Annotated in this window: 22 protein-coding genes; 8 read left to right on the top strand and 14 right to left on the bottom strand. The window is 60.6% G+C overall.

The annotated features are described in order from the left end of the window. The first annotated feature begins 128 nt into the window (after positions 1-128). On the top strand, positions 129-2,042 hold the full coding sequence (locus ABIB38_RS10840) for a M61 family metallopeptidase (protein ID WP_429203773.1): 1,914 nt from the start codon (positions 129-131) through the stop codon (positions 2,040-2,042). A gap of 92 nt (positions 2,043-2,134) precedes the next feature. Here ABIB38_RS10840 and ABIB38_RS10835 read toward each other — a convergent pair whose 3' ends face one another. From ABIB38_RS10835 to ABIB38_RS10785, 11 genes are all read right to left on the bottom strand, one after another. Next, complete coding sequence (locus ABIB38_RS10835) at positions 2,135-2,503, bottom strand: hypothetical protein (protein WP_429203772.1); 369 nt, start codon at positions 2,501-2,503, stop codon at positions 2,135-2,137. Between the two features lie 67 nt (positions 2,504-2,570). Continuing rightward, positions 2,571-4,172, bottom strand: coding sequence for a Y-family DNA polymerase (locus tag ABIB38_RS10830; RefSeq protein WP_429203771.1), 1,602 nt, complete (start codon positions 4,170-4,172; stop codon positions 2,571-2,573). Positions 4,173-4,406: 234 nt separating this feature from the next. After that, positions 4,407-4,673 carry a monovalent cation/H(+) antiporter subunit G gene (locus tag ABIB38_RS10825; RefSeq protein ID WP_429203770.1) on the bottom strand — a complete coding sequence of 89 codons (267 nt, stop codon included), beginning with the start codon at positions 4,671-4,673 and terminating at the stop codon, positions 4,407-4,409. A 20-nt stretch (positions 4,674-4,693) separates the two neighbouring features. Continuing rightward, complete coding sequence (locus ABIB38_RS10820) at positions 4,694-4,960, bottom strand: monovalent cation/H+ antiporter complex subunit F (RefSeq protein WP_429203769.1); 267 nt, start codon at positions 4,958-4,960, stop codon at positions 4,694-4,696. Beyond that, positions 4,957-5,304 carry a Na+/H+ antiporter subunit E gene (locus ABIB38_RS10815; RefSeq protein WP_429203768.1) on the bottom strand — a complete coding sequence of 116 codons (348 nt, stop codon included), beginning with the start codon at positions 5,302-5,304 and terminating at the stop codon, positions 4,957-4,959. Before ABIB38_RS10815 ends, ABIB38_RS10820 begins: the two co-directional genes overlap by 4 nt. Further along, on the bottom strand, positions 5,301-6,770 hold the full coding sequence (locus ABIB38_RS10810) for a complex I subunit 5 family protein (protein WP_429203767.1): 1,470 nt from the start codon (positions 6,768-6,770) through the stop codon (positions 5,301-5,303). Before ABIB38_RS10810 ends, ABIB38_RS10815 begins: the two co-directional genes overlap by 4 nt. Then, positions 6,767-7,153: an NADH-quinone oxidoreductase subunit K gene (locus tag ABIB38_RS10805; protein ID WP_429203766.1), complete on the bottom strand. Its 387-nt coding sequence runs from the start codon at positions 7,151-7,153 to the stop codon at positions 6,767-6,769. The genes ABIB38_RS10810 and ABIB38_RS10805 overlap by 4 nt, the downstream gene beginning before the upstream one ends. After that, entirely contained in the window at positions 7,150-7,575 is a 426-nt protein-coding gene (locus ABIB38_RS10800) for an MnhB domain-containing protein (RefSeq protein WP_429203765.1), read from the bottom strand. The genes ABIB38_RS10805 and ABIB38_RS10800 overlap by 4 nt, the downstream gene beginning before the upstream one ends. Next, positions 7,572-9,824, bottom strand: a complete 2,253-nt coding sequence (gene mbhE, locus ABIB38_RS10795) for a hydrogen gas-evolving membrane-bound hydrogenase subunit E (protein ID WP_429203764.1) — start codon at positions 9,822-9,824, stop codon at positions 7,572-7,574. The genes ABIB38_RS10800 and mbhE overlap by 4 nt, the downstream gene beginning before the upstream one ends. A gap of 8 nt (positions 9,825-9,832) precedes the next feature. After that, entirely contained in the window at positions 9,833-10,930 is a 1,098-nt protein-coding gene (locus ABIB38_RS10790) for a calcium/sodium antiporter (protein WP_429203763.1), read from the bottom strand. A gap of 154 nt (positions 10,931-11,084) precedes the next feature. Continuing rightward, on the bottom strand, positions 11,085-11,513 hold the full coding sequence (locus tag ABIB38_RS10785; protein WP_429203762.1) for a TerB family tellurite resistance protein: 429 nt from the start codon (positions 11,511-11,513) through the stop codon (positions 11,085-11,087). Between the two features lie 101 nt (positions 11,514-11,614). Here ABIB38_RS10785 and ABIB38_RS10780 point away from each other — a divergent pair, with 101 nt between their 5' ends. Further along, positions 11,615-11,821, top strand: a complete 207-nt coding sequence (locus ABIB38_RS10780) for a LysR family transcriptional regulator (RefSeq protein ID WP_429203761.1) — start codon at positions 11,615-11,617, stop codon at positions 11,819-11,821. On the opposite strand, the gene ABIB38_RS10775 is transcribed toward ABIB38_RS10780, so the two are convergent. Further along, positions 11,818-12,962 (bottom strand): IS3 family transposase gene (locus ABIB38_RS10775; RefSeq protein ID WP_429203760.1). Its coding sequence is split into 2 segments (ribosomal slippage): positions 11,818-12,704 and positions 12,704-12,962, totalling 1,146 coding nucleotides; the frame shifts between segments, so codons are not numbered across the junction. The two genes, ABIB38_RS10780 and ABIB38_RS10775, sit on opposite strands and share 4 nt — an antisense overlap. A gap of 85 nt (positions 12,963-13,047) precedes the next feature. Here ABIB38_RS10775 and ABIB38_RS10770 point away from each other — a divergent pair. The 6 genes from ABIB38_RS10770 (at position 13,048) to gmtX (ending at position 21,624) form a co-directional block, all read left to right on the top strand. Beyond that, entirely contained in the window at positions 13,048-13,773 is a 726-nt protein-coding gene (locus ABIB38_RS10770; RefSeq protein WP_429203759.1) for a LysR substrate-binding domain-containing protein, read from the top strand. A gap of 441 nt (positions 13,774-14,214) precedes the next feature. Beyond that, a complete protein-coding gene (gene imuA / locus ABIB38_RS10765; RefSeq protein ID WP_429203758.1) occupies positions 14,215-14,958 on the top strand; it encodes a translesion DNA synthesis-associated protein ImuA in 744 nt (247 codons plus the stop codon). After that, complete coding sequence (locus ABIB38_RS10760; RefSeq protein ID WP_429203757.1) at positions 14,891-16,360, top strand: Y-family DNA polymerase; 1,470 nt, start codon at positions 14,891-14,893, stop codon at positions 16,358-16,360. Before imuA (ABIB38_RS10765) ends, ABIB38_RS10760 begins: the two co-directional genes overlap by 68 nt. A gap of 37 nt (positions 16,361-16,397) precedes the next feature. Then, positions 16,398-17,864, top strand: a complete 1,467-nt coding sequence (gene gmtY / locus ABIB38_RS10755) for a gamma-mobile-trio recombinase GmtY (protein ID WP_429203937.1) — start codon at positions 16,398-16,400, stop codon at positions 17,862-17,864. Continuing rightward, positions 17,861-20,974: a gamma-mobile-trio integrase GmtZ gene (gene gmtZ / locus ABIB38_RS10750; protein WP_429203756.1), complete on the top strand. Its 3,114-nt coding sequence runs from the start codon at positions 17,861-17,863 to the stop codon at positions 20,972-20,974. Before gmtY ends, gmtZ begins: the two co-directional genes overlap by 4 nt. Beyond that, entirely contained in the window at positions 20,971-21,624 is a 654-nt protein-coding gene (gene gmtX, locus ABIB38_RS10745) for a gamma-mobile-trio protein GmtX (protein WP_429203755.1), read from the top strand. The genes gmtZ and gmtX overlap by 4 nt, the downstream gene beginning before the upstream one ends. A gap of 55 nt (positions 21,625-21,679) precedes the next feature. Here gmtX and imuA (ABIB38_RS10740) read toward each other — a convergent pair whose 3' ends face one another. Both imuA (ABIB38_RS10740) and ABIB38_RS10735 read right to left on the bottom strand, forming a co-directional pair. Then, the gene (imuA, locus tag ABIB38_RS10740; RefSeq protein ID WP_429203754.1) at positions 21,680-22,276 is read right to left on the bottom strand and encodes a translesion DNA synthesis-associated protein ImuA; all 597 of its coding nucleotides are present in this window, start codon (positions 22,274-22,276) and stop codon (positions 21,680-21,682) included. 131 nt (positions 22,277-22,407) lie between these two features. Continuing rightward, positions 22,408-23,436: a DUF2955 domain-containing protein gene (locus ABIB38_RS10735; protein WP_429203753.1), complete on the bottom strand. Its 1,029-nt coding sequence runs from the start codon at positions 23,434-23,436 to the stop codon at positions 22,408-22,410. Between the last annotated feature and the right edge of the window lies 1 nt (position 23,437).

Below are 23,437 nucleotides of genomic sequence, written 5' to 3'. Positions count from 1 at the left end.
TTTTCAAGTGATACGAAATACGGATTTTTAGCGAATATTGCAAATTTTATTTGCATGATGTTTCAGCGGAAATCTGTCTCGAGAGGGGTGCTACACTCGCCGGCTTACCTCAGCTTTCACGATTGCCGATGACCGCATTCCCCTTCCTCGCCCGCGCCGCCCGTCAGGCAGGCGCCCTCGCTTTCGCGCTCGCGCTTGCCCTGCCCGCTTCCGCCCAGGTCCCCGCCGTCGGCAACGACCCGTATCCGGGCACGATCGCGCTGCACGTCGACGCGAGCAACCTGTCGCAGCAGATCTTCAGCATGCGGCTGTCGATGCCGGCGCGGCCGGGTCCCATGACCCTGCTTTATCCGCAATGGGCGCCGGGCAACCACGGCCCCAACATTCCGCTGACCCAGCTGGCCGGCCTCAAGTTCAGCGCGGGCGGCAAGCCGCTCGAATGGAAGCGCGACCCGGTGCAGGTCCACGCCTTTCACGTGACGGTGCCGGCAGGCGCCACCGAACTGGTGGCCGAATACCAGTTCCTGTCGCCGCTGGACACCAGCCAGGGCCGCATCACGATGACCGACGACATCCTCGGCGTGCAGTGGCAATCGGTGGCGCTGTACCCGGCCGGCTACCACGCGCGCCGCATCACGGTGCTGCCGACGCTCACCCTGCCCGCCGGCTGGCAGTTCGCCAGCTCGCTGGCGGTCGAGGCCCGCACTGGCGACGAGGTGCGCTTCAAGCCGCACGACCTCGACACCCTGGTCGATTCGCCGCTGTTCGCCGGCCGCTATTTCAAGCGCATCGACCTGGCGCCGGGCGCGAAAAATCCGGTGCTGCTCAACGTGGTGGCCGACAATCCGGAGAACCTCGAGGCGAAACCCGAGCAGGTCGCGCTGCACCGTGCGATGGTCGACCAGGCGATCAAGCTGTTCGGCTCGCGCCACTACAGGCAGTACGACTTCCTGTTCGCGATCTCGGACGAATTCGGCGGCATCGGCCGCGAGCACCAGCAATCGAGCGAGAACGGCGTGCGACTCGGCTACTTCACCGACTGGGGCCGCAACGAAGGCGGCCGCGAGCTGCTGCCGCACGAATTCGTGCACTCCTGGAACGGCAAGTTCCGCCGCCCGGCGGGCCAGGACGTGGCCAATTTCAACACCCCGCTGCGAAACGAGCTGCTGTGGGTGTACGAGGGCCAGACCCAGTTCTGGGGCAAGGTGCTGGCGGCGCGTTCCGGCCTGGTGTCGCAGAACCATGCGCGCGAAGCGCTGGCGATCGACGCGGCGCGCTACGACAACACCCAGGGCCGCGACTGGCGCGCGGTGCAGGACACGGTCAACGATCCGATCATCAACGGCCGCAAGCCGATCGGCTGGGGCAACTGGCAGCGCAGCGAGGACTACTACACCGAGGGCATGCTGATCTGGCTCGACGTCGACAGCAAGATCCGCGAACTCTCGGGCGACAGGCGCAGCCTGGAAGACTTCGCGCGCGCCTTCTTCGGCATCGAGGACGGCAGCATCGACCCGGTGTACTACACCTTCGACGACGTGGTGGCCACCCTGGCCAAGGTGCAGAAGTTCGACTGGGCGCCGTTCCTGCGCGCGCGGCTGGACGGCCATGGCCCCGGCGCGCCGCTCGACGGCCTGGCCCGCGCCGGCTGGAAACTGGTGTACGGCGACACCCCGAGCAACGCGGTCCGCGCCTTTGAAGAACGCAGCCGCAGCGCCGACTTCACCTATTCGCTCGGCTTCTCGGTGCGCGGCAATGGCGACGTCACCGGCGTGGTGTGGGACGGCGTGGGTTTCCGCGCGGGCCTGGCGGCCAACACCACCATCGTGGCCGTCAACAACCGCGCCTACAAGGGCGACGTGCTGAAGGCGGCGGTGCGCGCCAACAAGGACGGCAAGGCGCCGATCGCGCTCCTGGTGCGCAAGGGGAACAATCTGCGCACCATCACGCTCGACTATCGCGACGGCTTGCGCTATCCGACGCTGGAGCGCATTCCCGGCACGAAGGATCGCCTGGATGCGTTATTCAGGGCGGCGAGATGATCCGGTCCGGGCAATGACATCGGCGGCGGTCTTCGGGCCGCCGTTTTTATTGGTGACGCGTCCGTCTTGACCGGCGCCGGCGTCGATGCTCGTCACTTCCACTCACCACGCTGGTTCACCAGCGTCTTCTTGCCTTCGGTGACCACCAGCCGGCCGTCCGCGAACACGGTATAGGTCGTGCGGCCGGACTTGAACACATGGCCCTGGAAGGCGCCGGGCGTGACGCCGTCGGCCGCCATCGAGTGCAGGGTCTTGCCGCGCAGGGTGATCGCCTTGCCGGACTTCTTGCTGGCGCCGACGTAGCGCACGTCGTCGCAGGTGACGTTGCCCTCCTCGCACTGCTGCGTGATCTTGACGGTGAAGCCCGGCGTTTCCAGGGTCTGCTGCGCCTGGGCCTGGGCACGGGTCGACGCTGCCAGCGTCAGGGCAGCCAGGACTGCCAGGTTCGTGAATCGCTTCATGGTTCCTCCGGACGGCTTCGATGAACGGATCATTCCGCACGGATTATGCCTCACCAGGATTGCGGCATTACCCGAACAAGCCATGCAGGAACCAGCGCGGCGCGGCATCCTCGCCGGTGCCGTTGATGCGCTCGCGATAGATCCAGTACAGCGCGTGGTCTTGCCCCTCGGCGATGAAGTAGTCGCGCGTTTGCGTCTGGCTCCACCATCCGGCCTCGATGCGTTCGGGATTGGACGCCACCCGCAGGGGCGAACCATAGAACGGCCGGTGGTCGCGCATCAACAATGCGATCGGCTTGGCCAGCAGCCAGCTCGGGCGAGGCAGGCTCCGCACGTCGGGCGGCATCTGCGCCGCGCGGGCGGCGGCGCTCACCTTTTGCTGCACCGGCACCCAGGCATTGGCGACTTCGGGCCGGTAATCGGCCATCGGCAGCGCCTGCAAGACATTGTCTGTCCCCAGGCGCGCCACCAGCAGCTCGATCATGCGCATCCGGTCTTCCTCGCTGCCGCCAGGATCGGGAAACAGCGAGTCGGTCGGCGGCGCCATCGCCTGCAATTGCTGCGCTTCCAGGCCGATGCCGATCACGGGCGCCGCGAGTTCGAGCTTGGCCAGGCGTTCGCGCAGCAGGCGCAGCAGGTGCTCGTCGCGCCAGGTGGGTTCGGCCAGCGCCACCTCGACCAGGGTGGGTGGACGCGCCATGCGCCCGCGCTCGTGATCGAGCGACAGCCGGATGCGCTCGACCGCCAGCTGGCGCGCACACAGCCAGCCCGTCATCTGCAGCACCAGGCGATGGGCGCCGGCCAGCAACAGCTCGGCCTGTTCAAGCCGGTCGAACAACTCGAGCCGCGCATGGAAACGCTCCGGCGGCGCGACCCACTGGAACAGTTCGGCGTGCATGCCATAGGCGGCATCGAGCATGTCGAGCAAGTCCCGCCCGCAGCGCCGCTGCAGGCCGGGCCGCGGCAGCCGCCGCAGCTCATCCAGGCGGCGGCAGCCGATGCCATCGAACCAGCCGGCGAACGGCCGCGCCGGCGGCAGCAAGCCCACCGGCAAGCGATCTAGGCGCCGCACCAGCGAGTCCATGGTCAAGGTGCGCCCCGCATTGCCGCGCGCCAGCAGCCAGGCCCCGCGCGCGGTGGGCGCACAGGCGATGCAGGCCGTGAAACCGAGCGCCGCCATATTGGCGCGCACCCGCTCGCACAGGCGCCGGATGCCGCCGAACAGGCGCAGGCTGGCGCCGATATCGAGCAGCAGCGTCGCTTCTTCGGCCAGCGCCACCTGCGGCGTGTACTGCAGCATCGTCATGGCCACCGCCCCCATGGCTTCGGCTTCGCGCTCGTGGCTGCGCAGTTCGATGCGCGCCTCGGGCATCAGCATCAGCACGCTGCCGCGGCGCATGCCGATCTGCACGCCGGCAGCGCGCGCCGCCGGCGACAGCGCCATCACCCGCTCCTGTTCGAGGATGACGCTGCCAGGGTCGCGACCGGGCCCGCCATGGCCATCACCGCCAGGCGCGCTGCCGTCTGCTCCACTCACCGGTTCACCCACCGGGCCGCCAGCAGGGCCACCGGCAGCGCCGCCGGCCCCGCTCGCCGCCTCACTGAACCAGCGTGGGCTGAAGACCTCGAGCGGTAGCTGGGGCAAATACAGGCCGATCCAGAGGCGCATGGCGTTGCAGTAGTGAAGATCCAAGAGGAAGGAACAGCGGCGCCTCGCGCTGCGGTCTTTTTGCTAGTGAACAAAACCTAATATTTGATCATGTATGAAGTCCTGACATCACATATATTGCGGTCTATCCGACCCATGCGTATCGCCAAGGACCAAATGCTCCAATGGTCCTTGACCGGAATCTAGTCGTCGCATGCACGCGAGTGCAATGAATCCACCTTCCACGAGATTGGATCAGTCCGACTCTAAAGCGTCCGACCTGGACGCCGCGGCGCGTGCCAGCGCGTGCGAAGCAATCGGCACTGTCGCGGCGAGCACCGCCACCAGCGTACCGATTCTGATCCCCCATGCCCACGACGGCTGCAGCACGGCCAGTCCGGCAAGCATGACGCCGAGAGCGAGCGTCGCCGCCTTGGTCGCCGCATGCTGCCGCGATAGGGCGTCTGGAAGCCTGAGCAGGCCCAGCGCCGCCACCGCGAGCAGTGCGGTGCCGAAAATCATGAGCGCCCATCCCAGGGCAGTCACGGCGCATCCTCTTCTGGCGCCCCGGCGCGCAGCGCGAAGGCCCAGCAGACAGTGGCGAGGAACGCGATAAGGGCGAAGCCGAGCGCAACGTCCAGGAAAGCCGTATGGCCAGTACGCGCGGCGGCCACCAGGCAAGCTGCAAGGGCGCAGGCGCTGAGGGCATCGACCGCCACCAGCCGGTTCGCCGTCCCAGGCAGTCGCCGCAAGGCCTCCAGGACCAGCAGCAGCGCCAACCCAAGAAACACCTCGGCCAGTATTGTCATGACATCTCCTCTTTAGCAAACAGCACCCGCACGGCACCTTCAAACAGCAAGCGGATTTCCTGCAGTGCCGCCTCGTCGGCGCCGCCCCCGGCATCGAGCAGATGCAGGCGCATCCGTCCAGCCGCGGCATCGACATCGACCGCCGTGGTCCCAGGCGTGAGGCAGATCAGGCAGGCGAGTACGGTGGTTGCCGCAGGTCCCATGGGTTGGAATCTGTACTCGACGAAACCGGGCGCGAGGCCGCGCGGCGGACGCAGGATGCGCCAAGATATTTGCCAGCCCGAACGCGCAATGGCGGCGAACAAACGCCACAAGATCAGAATGACGGCGACGATGCGTCTCATGGTGAAACCTTGGCGAGTGGCGGGGCTATCGTCCCGGCTGCTGCATACAGGAAATCGATGAGCGGGCCCGGCATCAGGCCCATAGCCAGGGCCAGCAGCGACAGCATGCCACAGGCAGCCCAGGCGCCCGGCGGATGGGCTGCAGGCGGCTCGGTGGGTGGCGTCGGGTGCGGTTTCCAGAATGCCTCGATCCAGATCTTGGCCATCGACAGCAGAGTCAGGCCGCTAGTGAGTAATGCTAGCGCCATCCACAGATAGCGTTCCTGGCCAAAACCCTCGCGCAGGACCAGCAGCTTGGCCCAGAAGCCGGACAGCGGCGGAATCCCGACCAGCGCGGCCGCGCTTAGCGCGAACAGGACGGCGAGCATGGGATCACTGCGCGCCAGGGCGCCGATCCGGCGCAGGTCGTGATGCCCTCCCTTACTCGCGATCATGCCCGCGATCAGGTACAGGTTGGCCTTTACCAAAATGTGGTGGATGCTGAAGAACAGCGCCGCGGCGATCCCGGCAACCCCGCCAAGTGCCGCCGCCAACAGGATATAGCCCATCTGGCTCACGCTGTGGAAGGCCAGGATGCGGCGCAGGTCGTAGTGATACACCGCGCCCATCACGCCCGCGACCATGGTGGCACAGGCGATCCAGCCCAGGGCCTGGGCGTAGGCTGGCGCTCCGGCCGGGAAGACCTCGTAAAGTACTCGTAGCAACGCGTAGGCCCCGACTTTGGTTGTCAACGCAGTGAACAGCGCCAGCACCGGCACCGGCAGCACCGGATAGGCGGCCGGCAGCCAGAACAGGAAGGGAAAAGCGCCAGCCTTGATGAGCAGGGCAACAAGCAACAGCGCGCCCAGCAGCAAGGCGAGCGGATCGTCGCCGCGCCCGGCCAGCGCTCTCCCCAGCGCCTCATAGTTGAGCTGGCCGGTCAGGCCGTACAGGCCTGTCACCGCGGCCAGCAAGAGGACGGTGCCGAACAGGTTGAGGACCAGGTATTTCAGGCCAGCCTCCAGGTGCGCCGGTTTGCGGCCGGCGACGATCAGCCCGAGGGCCGCGATCAGCATGACTTCGAACCAGACATAGAGGTTGAACAGGTCGGCTGTGGCGTAAGCCCCGCCCGCCCCTGCCAGCAGGCCGTGCGCCAGCGGCGGGCCGAACGGCGTGGCCAGCGCTCCACCGCGGCTAGGGTAGACCAGCACGGCCACGGCCAGCACGGCATTAACGGTCAGCATCAGGGCGGCGGCGCGGTCGATACGGAAGGCGATCGCGAAGGGCGCGGCCCATTCGCCGAAGCGCGCCGTCAGCACTATGCCTCCGATGGAGCCGTACAGCAGCGCAGCGCAGCACAGCAGGAGCAGCAGTGCGCCGACCGCGCTGGCTGCACGCTGGCGGCGCGGGCGCCGGGCCAGCGCGACCGTCAGCGCGGCCGTGAGCAGCGGCACCAGCACCGGTGCGGCAACGAGCACACCATTCATGGTATCTCCCCAGGCTCGCCGTCCGGGCGCGGCGGCGGTTCAGCCTGTTCCAGCGCGTCGGCGTCGGCGCGGCTGTCGTGCGCGGCCAGCGCCAACGCCAGGGCGATGCCAAAGCAGGCAAAGGCGAAACCGATCACGATCGCCGTCAGTACCAGTGCTTGCGGCACCGGGTTGGCCACTGCCGCCAGCGGCGCCGCCGCGCCTGGCGCAATGAGCGGTGGCGCCGCCTGGCCGATGCGGCCGGCCGCGAAGACAAACAGGTTTACTGCTGAACCGAGCAAAGCCAGCCCCACCGAGATCGACACCACGTCGCGCGAGCTCGCCAGATACAGGCCGGCTGCCGCCACAAGGGTCACGCTCGCCGCAATCGCCCACTCGATCATCGCAAGCTCCCCAGTAGCCGGAGGCAGAATCCGCCCAGCGCACCCCATACGCACAGCGCCACACCGAGGTCGAACAGCAGCACAGTGGAGAGCTTGAGCGCCATTGAGCCTACAGCGAGCTCGCCCCACCAATGGGTGAGGAAAGCCTGCCCGAGAGCCAGCGCCGGCAGGCCGCTGACCACCGCCAGGACTAACCCGAGGGCGCTCAGGGTCAGCGGACTGAACGGCATCCGGGCGCGCGCGGCTGCTACGCCGAACACCATCGCATGGGCGGCTGTCGCTGCTACCGCCACCAGCGCGGCGACGAAGCCGCCTCCGGGCGCATTGTGCCCGCGCAGCAGCAGCCACAGGGCTGCGCCCAGCATAATCCAGTAAAGGAAGGACACGGTGGTTTCCAGCACGATCGAGCGCTCCGCATTCATAAACCTTTTCTCCTGAGCGGCAGGCGGCGCGCCAGCGGCCACGCCGCCAGGGCCGCGAACATGACCACTGCGATCTCGCCAAGCGTGTCCAAGCCGCGAAAGTCGACAATGATGACATTGACCACATTGCGTCCATGCGCGTATGGCACGCTCTGCGCGAGGAAGTAATCCGCCATGGCGGGGTCGAGCGGCCGGCCGGACAGCGCCAGCAGCACGGCGCCGAGCAGCAGGCCGAAGGCCAGCGCGACGCCAGCCCGCCAGGCGTTGGCCCGCCCCACACCCGCGCCGGCGCCCTGCTGCTGGCGGTAGCGGCGCAACGCGACCGCGGCCACCACCACGAAGACCGTCTCCACAGCGAGTTGAGTCAGGGCCAGGTCGGGCGCGCCCTGGAACAGGAAAACAAGGGCGCTACCGGCGCCGACAGCGCCGGCGCCAAGCAGTCGCTGGAGCGTGTCGCGAGCACGCACAGCCAGTACGGCCCCCAGGATGGCGGTGGCGCATCCCACCAGCGCCCCGGCGCCGTCGACCTTGATCGCTGCGGGCGGCTGAAAGTTCAGGCCGAATGCCCAAGGCGCGGACAGCAACACCGTGGCGGCAACCGTTGTGAGCAGATAGCGGCTCAGGCGCCGCGCCTGCAGGCCGCGCGCCAGCACGCCAGCCGCGTGCTTCAGGCCGTGCAGCGCGGCGCCGTAAGCGGCAGCGGGGCCGGCGCTGTCGAGGAAACGCAGTCGGTCGAGTATCCGGTATAGGGGATTCCACCCTGCGTACACTATCGCCCCAACCGCCCAGACGACGGCAAAGCTCTCGATGCGGAGCAGCCATTCGGTTTCCAGAGACGCATCGGAGCGCGTCAGCGCTGGGGAGATCATCCGGGCTGCATCCGTCACCAGCGGTTCGGCCAGCGCAGGGAACAGCCCGAGCGCGATGCCTATGCTGGCGAGCGTCAGTGGCGGGAGCGCGAGCCGCCATCCGCCCTCGTGCGGCGCGTGGCCTGCTGGATGGGTAGGGCGACCAAAGAAGATACGTAACACCGCCACGCTGGCGACTGCCACGCCAACCATGCTCACCAGCAGGCTGGCGCCTTCGACTATCCACAGAATCTCACTTACTTCCTTGGCGGCCTTGATAGTGTCCTTGGCGACAAAACCGACCGTGGCCGGCAAACCGGCCATCGACAGGCCCGCCAACAGGGCCGCCAGCGCGGTTGCGGGCATGCCATGTCGCAGTCCGCGCAGCCGGTCAATCATGCGCGTTCCGGTGGCGTGGTCGACGTTGCCGGCCACGAAGAACAGCGGCGCCTTGTACAGCGCATGGGCCAGCAGAAAGGCGACAAAGGCCAATGCGCCCAGTTCGTTAGGCAGGCCGATGAGCACGGTCAGCGTACCCAGCGCGGAGACGGTGGACCATGCAAGGATGCGTTTCAGGTCTCGCTCGCGGGGGGCTTGGACGGCGCCCCACAAGGCGGTGATCGTGCCGATCGACAGGAGCGTTACTTCCCACCAGGGAATCGCGCCCATTGCCTCGTCGAAGCGGGCCATCACATACACCCCGAGGTTAACCATCGTGGCCGAGTGCAAATAGGCCGAGACTGGCGTCGGTGCGGCCATTGCGCCCGGCAGCCAGAAGTGGAAAGGGAACTGGGCCGACTTGGTCATGGCGCCAGCCAGCACCAGCGCCACCCCCGCCTGGAAGCGGGCATCCTCAAGCACGGCGGGATCGAGGTGTGCCAGGTCGCTCAGCCGCAGCCCGGGCGCGGCCAGCAGTATCAGGACGATCCCGGCAAGGAGGGCCAGCCCGCCGGCACCGGTGACCAGCAGCGCCTGACGCGCGCTGTCGCGACTGTCCTGGCTATCGTGTTCGAAGCCCACCAGCAGAAAGGACAGCACACTGGTCGCCTCCCAGAACAGCAACAGCAGCAGCAGGTCGTCAGCCAGGATTGCCCCAATCATGGCCAGGGTGAATGCGATCAGCAGGCACATCAATTGGCCGAGCCGGGTATGGCCGCGCAGGTAGCCGGGGGTATAGGCGAGCACGGCCGCGCCGACGGCGCACACGAGCAGCAGGAACAGGCGCGCGAGTCCATCGGCGGCGAAACCTAGGCGGACGCCAAGCGGCGCCACCCACGGCACGGACCAGCTTGCTGGTTCGCCCGGCAGGCCAGCCACCGCCGGCAGCAACGCCAACGGCAGCAGCCAGGCCGCGCGGATCCATAACGGCTGCGACGCCGCCGGGAGCGCTGTCTGCACCATGTCGTTTCCTATCCGGGAGAACCCGGATTCATTTGCCTGCTCTGCCACTCGCGCCAGGCGACGACCGCCAGCGTCACGGCGACCAGCGGCAGCACCGCCGTCACCATGATGGCGCTGTAGGGCTGCAACGCGTCATGCTGCCCCGCTGCCAGTAGCACGTAAGCCATGTAAGCAGCATACAGCCCGAGGAACAGGGCACCTTCCCAGCGGGCAATCAGGTTCCCTGTGAAAAATATTGGCAGACAGGCGAGCGCCACAGCGATCATGACCGGCAGGTCAAATGCGAGCACCGAAGGGGCGACCGCTATCCCTGTCTGGCTCACCACGGACGACAGACCCAATACGCCGAGGATATTGAATACGTTGCTCCCTACCACATTGCCGACCGCGATATCGCGCTGGCCCCGCAGCGCCGCGATGATGGAAGTGGCCACCTCTGGAAGCGAAGTGCCGGCCGCAACGATGGTCAAGCCAATGACCAGTTCGCTGACTCCGAGGTACTGCGCGAAGCGGACCGCCGAGTCCACCAGCCAAGTGGCGCCCAACACCAAAGAACCGAGCCCGGCGGCAATGAGTAGCAGCTGCGCCGCAGGGCGGCTCTCCCAACCTGGGGAGGATGCAAGCGCCTCATCGGGCAAGCCTACATCGCCGCCCTGATTTTGGCGACGCGACTGGTAGATTAAGAACGCGGTATAGACGACTAACAGGCCCAGCAGCAGGGCACCGTCGCCACGGCCGAGGCGCCCATCCAGTGCCAGTGCAAGCAGTAGCAGCGAGACGCCGATCATGACCGGCACTTCCTGGCGCACTAACTGGCGCGCCACGAGCAGCGGCACGATCAGGGCGGAAACGCCGAGGATGAACAGGACGTTGAAGATGTTGCTACCCACAACATTGCCCAGCGCCAGGTCAGCGCGGCCGGCGATCGCCGACTGAACGCTGACAGCTAACTCCGGTGCACTGGTACCGAACGCCACCACGGTAAGTCCGACCACGAGGGGCGAAATGCCGACCGAGAGTGCAAGACGGGAAGCACCGCGTACCAAAGCTTCCGCGCCAACGACGAGGAGCACCAGCCCGAACAAGAACAAGAGTACATCCATCATCACGTCTCCTTTTCAGGCAGGGCCGGCAATGTCCGGTAACTGCCGCTGTGCAGCCGATTATAAAACTCATCGTGTCGGGACGGCGCGCGATGGTAACGGACATGGCGCCGGTGGTGCTCCGGTTAGGCCGAGACTGCGCCTGCGGCGACCTGCCTCATCCTGCCAAGGTGTCGGCAGGAGAGTAGTCCCTGGCCTGGTCGTGGCCGAACCAAGCTCTGGCCGCGCGCCGTACCAGGGTCATTTCGCGGCCATCGACGCGGCCGTCCGCCTGGACGATGTCAGCCATGGTCTTCCACAGGCAGATCTGCAGCAGCGGTTCCTGAACCTCAAGCATCAGGCTGTCCAGCAAGACCGGATCAATCTCGACAATGCCCGCGCAGCGGTTGGCGGCGTTGTTGAGCAGGTCTTCGCACAATTCGCGCAGGGTATGGTCGAATGTGTCGTCGTCGACCTTTACCTGTTGCAGGAACTTGGCATGATGCATGGTGCGCACCTCGGACGGGCTGATGTGGCCGTCAACGATCATAGTGAGGGCCAGTAGTCGGCTGATTGCTGCGGGACTGTTAGCGGGATAGGTATGCATGGTGACCTCATCAAAGTGATTGTAAGGTCACTATAGAAGCGCCAAAGCTTAAAGTAAAATCAATTAATCTTTACTAAAACATCAATTTTTCTGAGGATTGCATGATCAACTATAAGCACCTCTACTATTTCCAAACGGTTGCTACCAATGGTACGGTTGCGCGGGCGGCCGAGCAGCTGCATGTAACGGCGCAGGCAATCAGCATGCAGTTGCAGGTCCTGGAAGCCCAGTTAGGCGAGGCATTGTTTCAGAAGAGAGGCCGGGGGCTCGAACTGGCCTTCCCCCATCGATACGGACACTTCCGTTAGGCGCATTTTAGATTTTCAAACTGTACCGGGCTGAGATAGCCGATAGTGGAATGACGCCGGCGTGGATTGTAGAACCTTTCTATGTAATCGAACACGTCTGCGCGTAAATCATCCCTGGTCCGGTAATGCTTTTTGCTCAGGCGCTCAGTCTTGAGCGTCGAGAAGAAGCTCTCCATTGCAGCGTTGTCCCAGCAGTTTCCGCGACGGCTCATGCTGCAAACAATGCCGTGTGATTCGAGCAGGCGCTGGAAATCCTCGCTCGTGTATTGGGAACCTTGGTCCGAATGATGCACCACAGCGCGAGGCCGGCCACGGCGGAAGATGGCCATCAGCAGAGCGTCCATTACCAGCTGTGCGGTCATTGTCGGTTGCATCGACCAGCCCACCACGCGCCGCGAGTACAGGTCCAGCACGACAGCGACAAACAGCCAGCCTTCGCCCGTCCACACGTAAGTGAAGTCGGCTGCCCATTTCTGGTTTGGGCCTGTCGCTTCAAACTGCCGGTCCAGCAGGTTCGGCGCGATGGCATGCACTGGTGAGTCAAGCTGGCCTGGCGCGCGGCGCCGCTTGTGACGGGCCTTGATGCCAGCAGCTTTCATCAGTCGTGCCACACGGTTCTCGCTGCAAGAGAAACCAGCATCGATAAGGTCTCGCACTACGCGTGGCGAACCGTATGTGCCATCGCTGGCTTCGTGGCTGTGCTTGATTGCGTTGAGGAGCTGGGCGTTCTCGCGTTCATGGGCACTTGCTGGCCGGCCGAGCCAGTCGTAGAAGCCACTGCTCGATACGCCGAGCAGACGGCACATCGTCCGTGTTGGCCAGATGGTTCGATATTTGGCGATGAAGCCGTATTTCACTTGAGGTCGGCTGCGAAGTAGCCGAGCGCCTTTTTTAATATGTCGCGCTCCGTCTTGACCTTCGCCAGCTCGCGCCGCATGCGCTCGTATTCCTGGGCCGATACCTTCTCACGCCCGACTGCGACCTCTGCACCGACGTGGGCATCTCTGCACCACCGACCCAGCAAATTAGCACCGATGCCAAGGTCGCGGGCTATTGCCGCCTTGCTCGCGCCAGGCTGGCCTACCAGCTTGACTGCTTCGCGCTTAAACTCTTCTGAGAACAACCGTCTTTCACGTGCCATGTAATACCTCCGATAGGAACATCATACCTATCGAAAGCGTCCGTCGTGGTGGGGGAAGGCCAAACTGACCGAGGCGGGCAAAACCGTGTTGCGCTATACCACGCAGATCTTTGACATGGGCAATGAGCTGGAACAAGCGATGCGGCGAGGGGCATTCGCCGCGGAAACGCTGCGAATCGGCATTTGCGACATGATCGCAAAGACCATGATCTTCCGCCTTCTGCAGCCGGCGCAGGGGGCAGGATTGGGAATGCGCCTGATTTGCAAGGAAGGGCACTTCGACGACTTGATGATTGCACTCACGGCACACCAGCTCGACCTCATCATCGCCGACAAGGGCCTGCCACCAGGAGGTGCGATCCGCGGCTACACTCACCTGCTCGGTTCGAGCACGCTTACTGTAATGGGCCACCCCGACCTGTGCAGAGCTTGGCCGGGCTCCTTCCCGCAGCGCCTGAAAAATGCGCCTTTCCTGCTGCCGGGGCAGGACGCCGCCATCCACAGTCAGCTCAGCAGCTGGTTCGAGAGCAACGAGTTGCGTCCCATCGTAGTGGGTGAATTCGACGACGGAGCGCTGTTGAAGTCCTTCGCCCGCGCCGGTACCGGGTTCATCGTGGCGCCTACAGTGCTGGCCGATATCGTGTGTGAGGAAAACGCGCTGGAAGCCATTGGCACGATCGACGCCATCGTCGAGCATTTCTATGCCGTGTCGGTCGAACGGCGAGAGAGCCACCCGGCAGTGCGCCGCATCCTTGATGGGGCGGCCGCGATCTTCGGCCGCACAGTGAAACAGATAGGACAGACAGCCTGAGCAGCTTGTTGCCGGATGCACCTTCAAGTGACTGTGCCGGGACGGCGAGCCCGTTACGCGGAACACCAGACCACTGCGGCAGCCAGAGGGTCGAAAGTTCGCCGCTGGAAGGACAGATGGACCCGTTCTTCAAACAGCCTATGGAGGAATCAGTGTGGTTCCGAGTCTTCAGCTGCCTTGGCAACCCGCTCCTGATAGACCCAGTACAAGGCACGCTCCTGGTCCTGCGCAACCAAGTAATTCCTGGCCACGGTGTTCCCCAGTAGGTATTGCGTTTAGTTAAACTCCTAAAGTGCAAGCATCCTTGCCACAGCGGCCGGCCCGGCTATGCAGCCATTTTCCCGAGCGCATACAACTGCCAGCCAGTAGCCCAAAAAACCACCTTGCACTTTCATCCATTCACAATTTATACTGTACAAATATACAGTACAAAACTCATATATGCTTACATCACCTACCAATGTTGCTCAAAAGACTGGGAAAGTGCCCCAGTCAGTTCTACGTGACGTATGGCGTGCAAGCGAGTTAGCGATCGCACGATCGACTGTCCAAACCACTGGGCACGATCTGCTCGACAAAGAACTACCGGATAGAGGGTGGCCGAGGTCGGCGCTTATCGAACTACTTGTGCAGCAAAACGGTATCGGGGAAATGCAATTGCTACAACCTATGCTATCCCCCTTATCATCTTCGCAACGAGTGGTGCTTATCCAGCCACCTTATCATCCCCATCTTATGGCCTGCCGTGCTTGGCAAGTGAATGAACGAAATTTGTTATGGCTCCGTCCAAAGAGTTCATCAGATGCCCTATGGGCTACCGAGCGAACTCTTAAAAGCGGAAATTGCGGTGCCGTCATACTTTGGCAAACAGATATTCGACCTGAAACACTTCGGCGGCTGAACCTCGCCGCCCAAACCACTGATACATGGTTTTGGCTTATGCGGCCTATCTCAGCTGCAGCGAACGCTTCGCCATCACCGTTACGCATAGCACTTCGTCCTATTCATGGTGGACTTTCTGTTGATATTGTCAAACGAAGAGGACCTTCCTGTGAAAACCCTTTTTTTATTTCGTTGACGAATATGCCTGTGGGTCGCCGGTCACTGGACAAAGATTATGAAACTCCTGTTAAGCGTCCATCTACCTTCATTGCCACTAGAAGCACTACGCCCGCGTTGGTCTGAACCTGGGCAGTTTGTCGTTATCGACCAAGGAGTGGTACTGGCGATGAGCTTCGAGGCAGCGCAGTGCGGCATACGCTTACGCATGCGCCGCGATAGCGTATCGGCTCTCGCCCCTACGGCAACAACTCTAGATCGATCGCCAGAAAAGGAGAACCAGGCGCTTCACGCTATTACAACCGCGCTAATGCAGTTCACTCCGGAAATCGATTTCCAGGAAGATTTCTCGGTTCTATTGGACGTTAGTGCAAGCCTCACGTTATTTAAAGGACCACATTCGCTCTCCCTGCGCGTCTCCGGCATTCTTAGCTCACTCGGCTTTACGTCGCAAATCGGTACTGCCCCGACAGCAGAAGGCGCCTGGTTGCTCGCAAGAAGTAGGCGCCAAGACGGATTTACTCTACGTCGCCGAACATTATCGATAAGAACCTTGCACCACCGGCTGAGCATGTTGCCTTGCAATCTACTTCCAAAGGCTGCTCCCTATAGGAACTGGCTTAATGACATTGGGGCAGAGCAGATTGGTGCGCTCCGTAGACTGCCCAGAGCCGGCCTTTTGCGTCGAACTAGCAAGGAATTAATCTACGCGCTTGATCGAGCATACGGCGAAGAACCGGAAATATTTGACTGGATCAAGCCGCCACTACAGTTCAAAGCACGCGTAGAGCTCTGTGATCGCGTCGAGCACGCCGGGGCGTTGCTCCACAGCGGAACCAGTCTGATCCTCCAGTTAGTTGGTTGGCTAAAGTCCTTGCAACGAGCAGTCCGAGTTTGCGTCTTCCTTCTTGAACACGAACGCGGTCGCGCCGCAATAGCGCCTACAAAGATTGAGATAATTTTGGCAGAGCCCGCTTGGGACGAAGGACACCTAATTCGGCTTCTAAAAGAACGTCTCCCGAAGATTCAACTTACCGCGCCTGTAATTGGCCTCTACCTAGAAGCGGTACAGACCGAAGCCGCCCACCCAACAAATGAATCCCTTTTCCCCGAGCCTGGTGGCTCGCTAGAAGATTATCATCGACTTCTTGAGCTATTGACTGCACGACTCGGTCACGAAAATGTATTAACCCCTAATAACGTTGAAGATTATCTTCCAGAGGTCTACAATGCCTGGGCATCCGCGACAACCAAACCAATCAAGGCTAATACAGAATTCGTTGCCAATAATCGACCATTTTTCTTATTGCCAAAGCCTATTGCGCTACTAGTGCGTAATGAGCGACCATTTTATGGTAGTCCGCTTAAAATAATTCGCGGCCCGGAGCGAATAGAAGCTGGTTGGTGGAGTGAGCAATCTGCTTCCCGAGATTACTTCATTGCTCAGGGAAATGATGGAAGTTGTTACTGGATCTATCTGGAACGCGCCAATGATGCGCGATGGTTTTTACACGGCTTGTATGCCTGAAAATAAAACCAAGTCATAAACCTTATGTTTGCCCCTGATGATCCGACGAGAAACCGCACGCTACCATACCGTTGCCAGCACACTAATAAAACGACCCGCCCAGCCTAGTCGAAGAATATATGTCTTATATATTCTGACCGACGACGACGGCAGCAGCGACCCGATGCTGCCTTTAGTTAAATATATCCTTGAAAACGCTAGTAGCCGTTCTTTGGCATGGCAGCGTGAGCTTTGCAGAGCTGTAGGGTTGTTTGTAGATTTCATAAAGTCGAATCAACAGCATTTCAAGTCTCAACTAGACAGGCCCCAACTTCTTGCTGAATTTGCCGAAGTACTAATTGGCGGAACAATCGAGCTCGATGGGACGGATTCATCAGGCCTGTTCTGGACGTCAAAAACAAACGCACGCGCAAAACTTCTCCTAACGCTTCTAACTGGCTTTTCCGATTGGCTAGTACAGCGCTACGACACAAAACCAATCAATCCTTGGCGTACTGCCTCATACGCAGAGCAGATAGCATATTGGCGTCGCTTTGACGAGCGACGTGCGCATGCACTGCTCGCCCATACGTTCGATCGAGAGGCAATCCAAGCCCGATCAAAGTTTTCACGCACTGTTGCGATAAGGCAGCGGTCGCTTGTGCACGAGACATCGACAGCCAAACATTTTCCGGAAGAGAAATTAAACGAACTTCTGACCGACGGGTTTCTAATCCGCGGCAACCAACGCTTAAGAAACATGCATGAGAATATACACGTCCGGGATATCATGATCACAATGCTTTTGCAAGGGGGCGGACTGCGCGAATCGGAACCGTTTCACCTATTTGTCAGTGACGTCCTGATCGATCCACAAAATCCTAAGTCAGCGATGGTCCGCCTGTACCACCCACAATACGGATCAGCCCCACACGACTATATTGACCCGATCACCGGCAAGCTCATCCCTGCAAACAGAGAAGAATACCTCCGTGTCAAATGGGGCCTGCAACCAAGGAATACCGTTCAAGGACGCTTCCATGCAGGCTGGAAAGATCTAAAACTAAGTAACGGCAGAGAGAAATATGCGCTGATTCATTGGTTTCCCACATACTGGGGCGAGGCGTTTCTTATCTTGTTCAAGAATTACATCATGAATTCTCGCAGCCGACATGCTTTGCATCCATATTTATTTGTCAGCGCAAAAGAAGATGTCAAAGATGCTCCCTATACGATTGGTGCATACCGACAACTCCATGGAAAAGCAGTCAGGCGCATAGGGCTAACCCCTTCCAAAAACTCGGGAACGACACCGCACGGGCACCGCCATGCATATGCACAAAGTATGACAGACGCTGGCGTCTCCAGCGAAGTTATCCAGGCCGCTATGCACCATAAATCCCCAGAATCACAACAGATCTACAAAGAAGCTTCTGTTGAGAAAACTAACCGCGAGCTGCGCAACGCAAGTGCGAAGCTGAGCCCGACCTTCATTTCTCCTTCCACTTGGAATCCAGAAGCATGACCCGAACCTTCATTCAATCAGACGACTTCACGATCGTAGTTTCCGAGATAACCGGAAATAGGATGATTAGAAACAACAGTATCGATGCGTTCTTATTGGGACCTAATTTCGACGTAAACAAAGCTGCACGGCTCTGTAATGAACTAACGCAAGCGTGCGCTCAAAGTGATTCCGGCAAACGAATACGCGCCAGCAGGTTTCATGTAGCTTTGGAAGCAATTTCTTCAGCAACGCAAACGGCAGATTTTATTACAGCATTCAACGATCTTGTTTCAATGATCGTAGATGCAAAGGATTCGGACCGAGAATATATTACGCGGATCGGGTTACGTACCCGATTTTTTCAATTAACCCACACCCTTTGGCAAGAGGATCTGCTCGCAGCCCCATCACACTCGCCGTTTGGCCGCAGGGCCTCCATAACTATGGACAAATTAGTCGTATATCCTCGCATGGAGTGGATTCGCGAGATTAAGGCAGCTAGCGAAATGTCATACGATGTCGCACGCAGTGGCGCGGCACTTCGTATATGGCGGGTAGCAATGACCTGTATCGGCGTAAAAGAAATAGGTGACCTAACGCCAACGACTGTGCAACAGGAAGCGCTGGAATATACAACCGGGAATTCGGCCGGTGCAATCCGGCCCCTTCTCAAAATACAGAAACGAATTTACGGCGGGAAAGCGATTTTTACCGAGCACGACTGGAATCTCGGACGAGGCAGGACGAAACGAATGCTTGATTTTTCCGATTTCGTCGCGCGCGATCCTACTCTAGAGCAGTGGCAGCAACTGATGCTCTCATGGTTGTCAAATGCAGTGACTGGTGGGCTTGGATCAAAGCGCGATGGTCTCACGGTATTTATGCGATATCTTGAGGAAAATCCGACCGTCACACGAAACCCGTTAGAGTACGTATCGCGTCAGCACCACATTTCTGTACGTCTAGAAGATTGGCTGGAGACAAGAGGCCTTGATATATCCACGACTGCTCAACGCCTTTCGCGCATCGCGGTCTTCTTCGATTGGTACGTTGATGTCAAACTCTGCATGGAGGACGATTACGGCCGTCCTGTTCGCAGCCCAGAGTTTTATAACCCGGTGGTTCGACGCAAGGAGTTGAAGCACCGCTCAGAAACAGCTAGAGAAGCATTGCCGATCAAATACATTAACGAGCTGATCCATTTAATAACCGATAACGACTTCGAATGGCCAAAGCAATCGTCCGAGGACTATATAAAACACTATGACACGGTCTCCGATTTATGGATCAAGGTATGGAGCCCAGTACGCTCGCACGCGATACTCATGAAGCTTTATTTACCTCTGCGAACTTATCAAGTAACGATGTTGGACAGTGGCGAGGCTGATACCGAAATTTATCAAGATAAGCGTTGGGTAGCGAATACAGGTCCTGCTGCGTCAACGGGTGCGCGCAACTTCCCAAACGGTGTGTTGCGCCGCTTTCGAGATCGAACACTGGGTAGCGATTTTGTAGGATTTTATGTCAACACCAACAAGACGGCTGATCGCTTTAAGGATGGTAAAGACCGTGGTTACGAAATCCCATGGCAGCACGACGAGGTCATATCGCTAGTGCAAAGAATGATCGAGTGGCAGTCGACGTACAACCCGATCTTTGAGCCCACCCGTTGGTCGGACCTCACCAACCCAATTTACATTCGTAATTTTACTGAAGCGCAACTCAAAGCTCGTGGCTCGACATGCTTTCTATTTCGCGACCCAAACAAGTCACGTAAAGACCAGCCTATAACGTCTTCCAGGTTAGCTCATTTTTGGCGGAAGCTCCTCGACGAACTCGAAAGACGGGTTGCCGCACGAGGCGAAGTTCTCCCGAACGGGCAACCGATTCGGTTTATCGATTCGCGTGGTAAAGACGGAAGACCTATGGTTCCTTCGTTCGACCTGCACTCGCTACGAGTTTCGATCCTCACGGCTTTGTCAGTAGAGGGCGGCGTGCCCCTCGCTATTCTCAGCAAATGCGTAGCGGGACACGCTACAATCCTGATGACCCTCTACTATCTTAAGCCTGAAGCTTCCTATATTTCGCAAAAGTTAGCTGAAGCACAAGAACGCATATTGAGTCGGGAGAAAGAAAACTATCTTCGCTTTCTTCAAGACTGTAATTTGAAGCAGGCAGAGTCGGTGGTTGCGAGTAACAACCAAATTGGTCTACATGCTTTGCAAAAGAACAGTCCCACCGCTTGGCTCGTAGGGGATCTGGGAATTTGCCCTGTTGGCGGGAGCATGTGCGCGACAGGCGGCCCAAAAGTCACTGGCGAGAATAACCGGCACGATTATCAGGCTACCCCAGGCGGGCCGAGGAACTGCATCCGGTGCCGCTTCTTCATCTCCGGCCCTGCCTTTCTTGGCGGACTTGTGGCGCATTTTAACTCGATCGGTATCGAGATCATGGATGCTAGCACTCAGCTTCGGCAGATGGAAAACAGCATTATCGAATTAGAAAATATGATGGCCGAGAATAGCGAAAGCGACCAGAAAGCATCGAGAAAGCTTGATGCTCTGTATGGGCGGCGCGAATCGGCCTTAACGGATCTGGACGATGTCTCCCATAATTGGCACTCCACCTACTCCATGATTGAGCGAGCTAAAGCATTGATCAACACGGAGCCACTTGCGGAGCACATTGGCTCTGCCGTTCGACTCCTTGCAGGGGGCGATATTACTGACATTAGCACCGCTCTGGAAAAAGCAACGGAATTTGAATTATTCAATAACGTCTGTCAGCATGCCACGGTGTACCCCGCACCAACGGTCCCATACGCAACGCTAAGGCGGGGCCGTTTACTGGACGCTATGCTCGCGAGGAACGAAAGGCATCCAGTATTCGCCACCCTGACAGACGACCAAGCGCTCGCGGTCGGCAACGAATTCGTGAATTTTCTCTATGCTCGACTCGGTTCCGTGGAATCCCAGCGTGTCCTGGACGGCTCCAGGATGCTTCAGGCAACCGGAATGCTTGATGAGATAGACACAATGCTGAAACAGCAAATTGGTAACCCGCTGAAAATGGCGTTACTAGTAAAAAAACAGACACCAGGTCTCGGTTTTGCAGGAAGCACCCAATGAAGATAGATCCAAATTTGTTCCTGGCAGAGTTGTGTAAGCATGCAACACCACGGAAGGCGCAGTCATTACAGCTGATCTATACCATCTGTAACGAACAAGCTACGCGAGGTAGCAGAGACTACTCGATCGCCACGATAGGAGCACTTTCCAGCGCGCGTGGTGGCCCTTCCAGCGCCGCGATTCGGAACAAGCCGGGCGAAGATTACCGTGCGTTGATCAAGGCATTTGCTGAGTCAGTACAAGGATTCAGCAAGAAGAAACGTGAACCTGAACACAGTGATGCCGACCGCCTCCTCGAAGGTACACATGACCCAGTCCTTAAAGCGAGAATTCGGCTGATGCTGGCAGAATTAACATGCCTCCGCGGCCAACTCTTGGCCGCCAGGAACCTGGCGAATCAAAACGCTGTGCTAACCCTCGATAACGACATCCGCCCAGTCGCTCAGGAGACGATGGAAGGGGAAAAGTTGCTCTTCACCCTGCAGGAAGTAAGCGCACTCAGCGATGCAATAAGTACTTCCACGATGGCGCATTGGGGCTGGAAACTAGACAAAGCAGGACGCGTGACAACCGAATCTGGCCAGATCGTGTTCCGCGCGGGATTCGGAACTGCGCTCCACAAAGCTATCGAATTTACAACAAAATCCTAAGATATGATAATAATGACGGTAAGCTCTTGAATTCAAAGAAATATTATACTAATCACTAGCAAAAGTTCGGCCCCCGGCGTTTGACGAAGTCGATATTCATGCCGCCGGCCGCCGGCCGCAACGCAAGACGCAAAGGCGCGGGGGATGCGTCTTGCGCCGCCGCCAGCGGACGGAGCATGAAAAACAGCGTTTCGCCGCCTTGCGCCGCCAGGTGCAGGCGGCGCAGATTGTCGTTACGCATATGGTTGGCCCAGAACAACAAGGCGCCGCAACTGCCGCTGCGCAACACCTGCTCGGCTGCCCATAGCGCGTCCGCGGTGCGCGTCGTGCGCAACCACAATAGCTGGGACGGCTCCAGGCCGAGCGCGGCAAGCGCCAGGGCCTGGGGTGGATGGGGCGGCTGCAGCAGCACGATGCGGCGTTCGGCACAGGCGGCCAGGGCCGGCCGCAGCAGGCGCATCTCGCCGATGCCGGGCTGCTGCAAGTGCAGGTCGACCAGGGTGCCGCCCGGCCAGCCGCCGCCGGGAAGCTGGCTCGACAGCGTCGCGTGGCCGGTATCGACACAGCGCGTGCCGGCATGCGCCAGCTGCGACGCGCGCCACAGCGATGGGTGCACTGCCTCGGGTGCGGCAAGGATGGCGGAGTGTGTCATGTCGGGCTTATCAGACAAATACTGTATAAACATACAGTACTAGCTGGCGCCGCGTTTGGCAAGACCTATTCATTTTGGCTATACCAATTGGGTAACTGGTATTGACTAAAATTAAACGTCCCTCAGCGGCTTCATCTCGTCATTCGCTCCTCCCGAGCCGCAGTCCTCGATGCGCGCCAGCCTTCCAGCGCCCACACGATGGCCCAGGCATACAGCGCGAGCGCGATGAACAGGCTCACCCGCACGAGCGAGGCGTGGCCGACGTCCTTCCCCACCACGCTATCCTCGATGGCCGGGCCCAGCAGGATCAGCATGGTCACCAGGGCATTGCTCCAGAACGAGGATGGCAGCGCCGAGCGCGTGACGCCGAAGATCCGGGCCCCGCTCCAGAACGCGGCGGCGGCCATCCACAGCACCAGCATCCACAGGGTCGGCAACACCGCCAGGCCGAACCAGGCCAGGGCCGCCATGCCCGCGCCCGCCAGGGTCGAGCCGACCAGCACCCGCCCCGCCGAGCGGGCGCCGGTGGAGCCGGCCTGCTGGCCCAGCATCACCGCCTTGATGATGGCGGCCAGATAGAAGGCCGGGTTGATCAGGGCCAGCACCAGCACCGGCATGACCACCAGCGTCGCCTGCGCGGCGCGCCATCGGGCCGTGTGCGCGGCCGCGGCCGGGGGCGCCGGCCTGGCGGCGGGGTCCGCCGTTTCCGGGAACAAGGCGTGCGACAGGCTGCCGACCAGCACGCCGACACCGAGCCCCAGCGCGATGGCGGTGCCGAGCGCCAGCGCCAGGGCCTGGTCGGCCACGCCGGCCACCGGTATCACCGTGAGGGCAATCACCACGATGATCGCCAGCGGGCTGCCGCTGCGCAGGCCGGCGAGGAAGACCGCGTACAGCAGCAATGCCGTCAACACCAGCGCGACGCTGGCGTAATGCTCCAGCAGCGGCACCATCAGCACGCCGGCCGCCAGCACCGCGGCGACCAGCAGCGCCACCACCATGCCCTTGAGCAAGGGGATCGGCGGCCCGGGTTTACTCAACATCAGCACGGTCACGACGCACAGCACGAACGGCGACGGCAGCGCCAGGCCATAGGCGAGCAGCACGGCCAGCGCCAGGCCGATCGCCAGCCGCAAGACCGCCTTGTCAGCGCGCTCCATC

Origin of the sequence: Massilia sp. UYP11 (assembly GCF_050434805.1) — a bacterium.
GTDB lineage: Bacteria > Pseudomonadota > Gammaproteobacteria > Burkholderiales > Burkholderiaceae_D > Telluria.
This window is presented reverse-complemented; position numbering and strand designations above follow the sequence as displayed.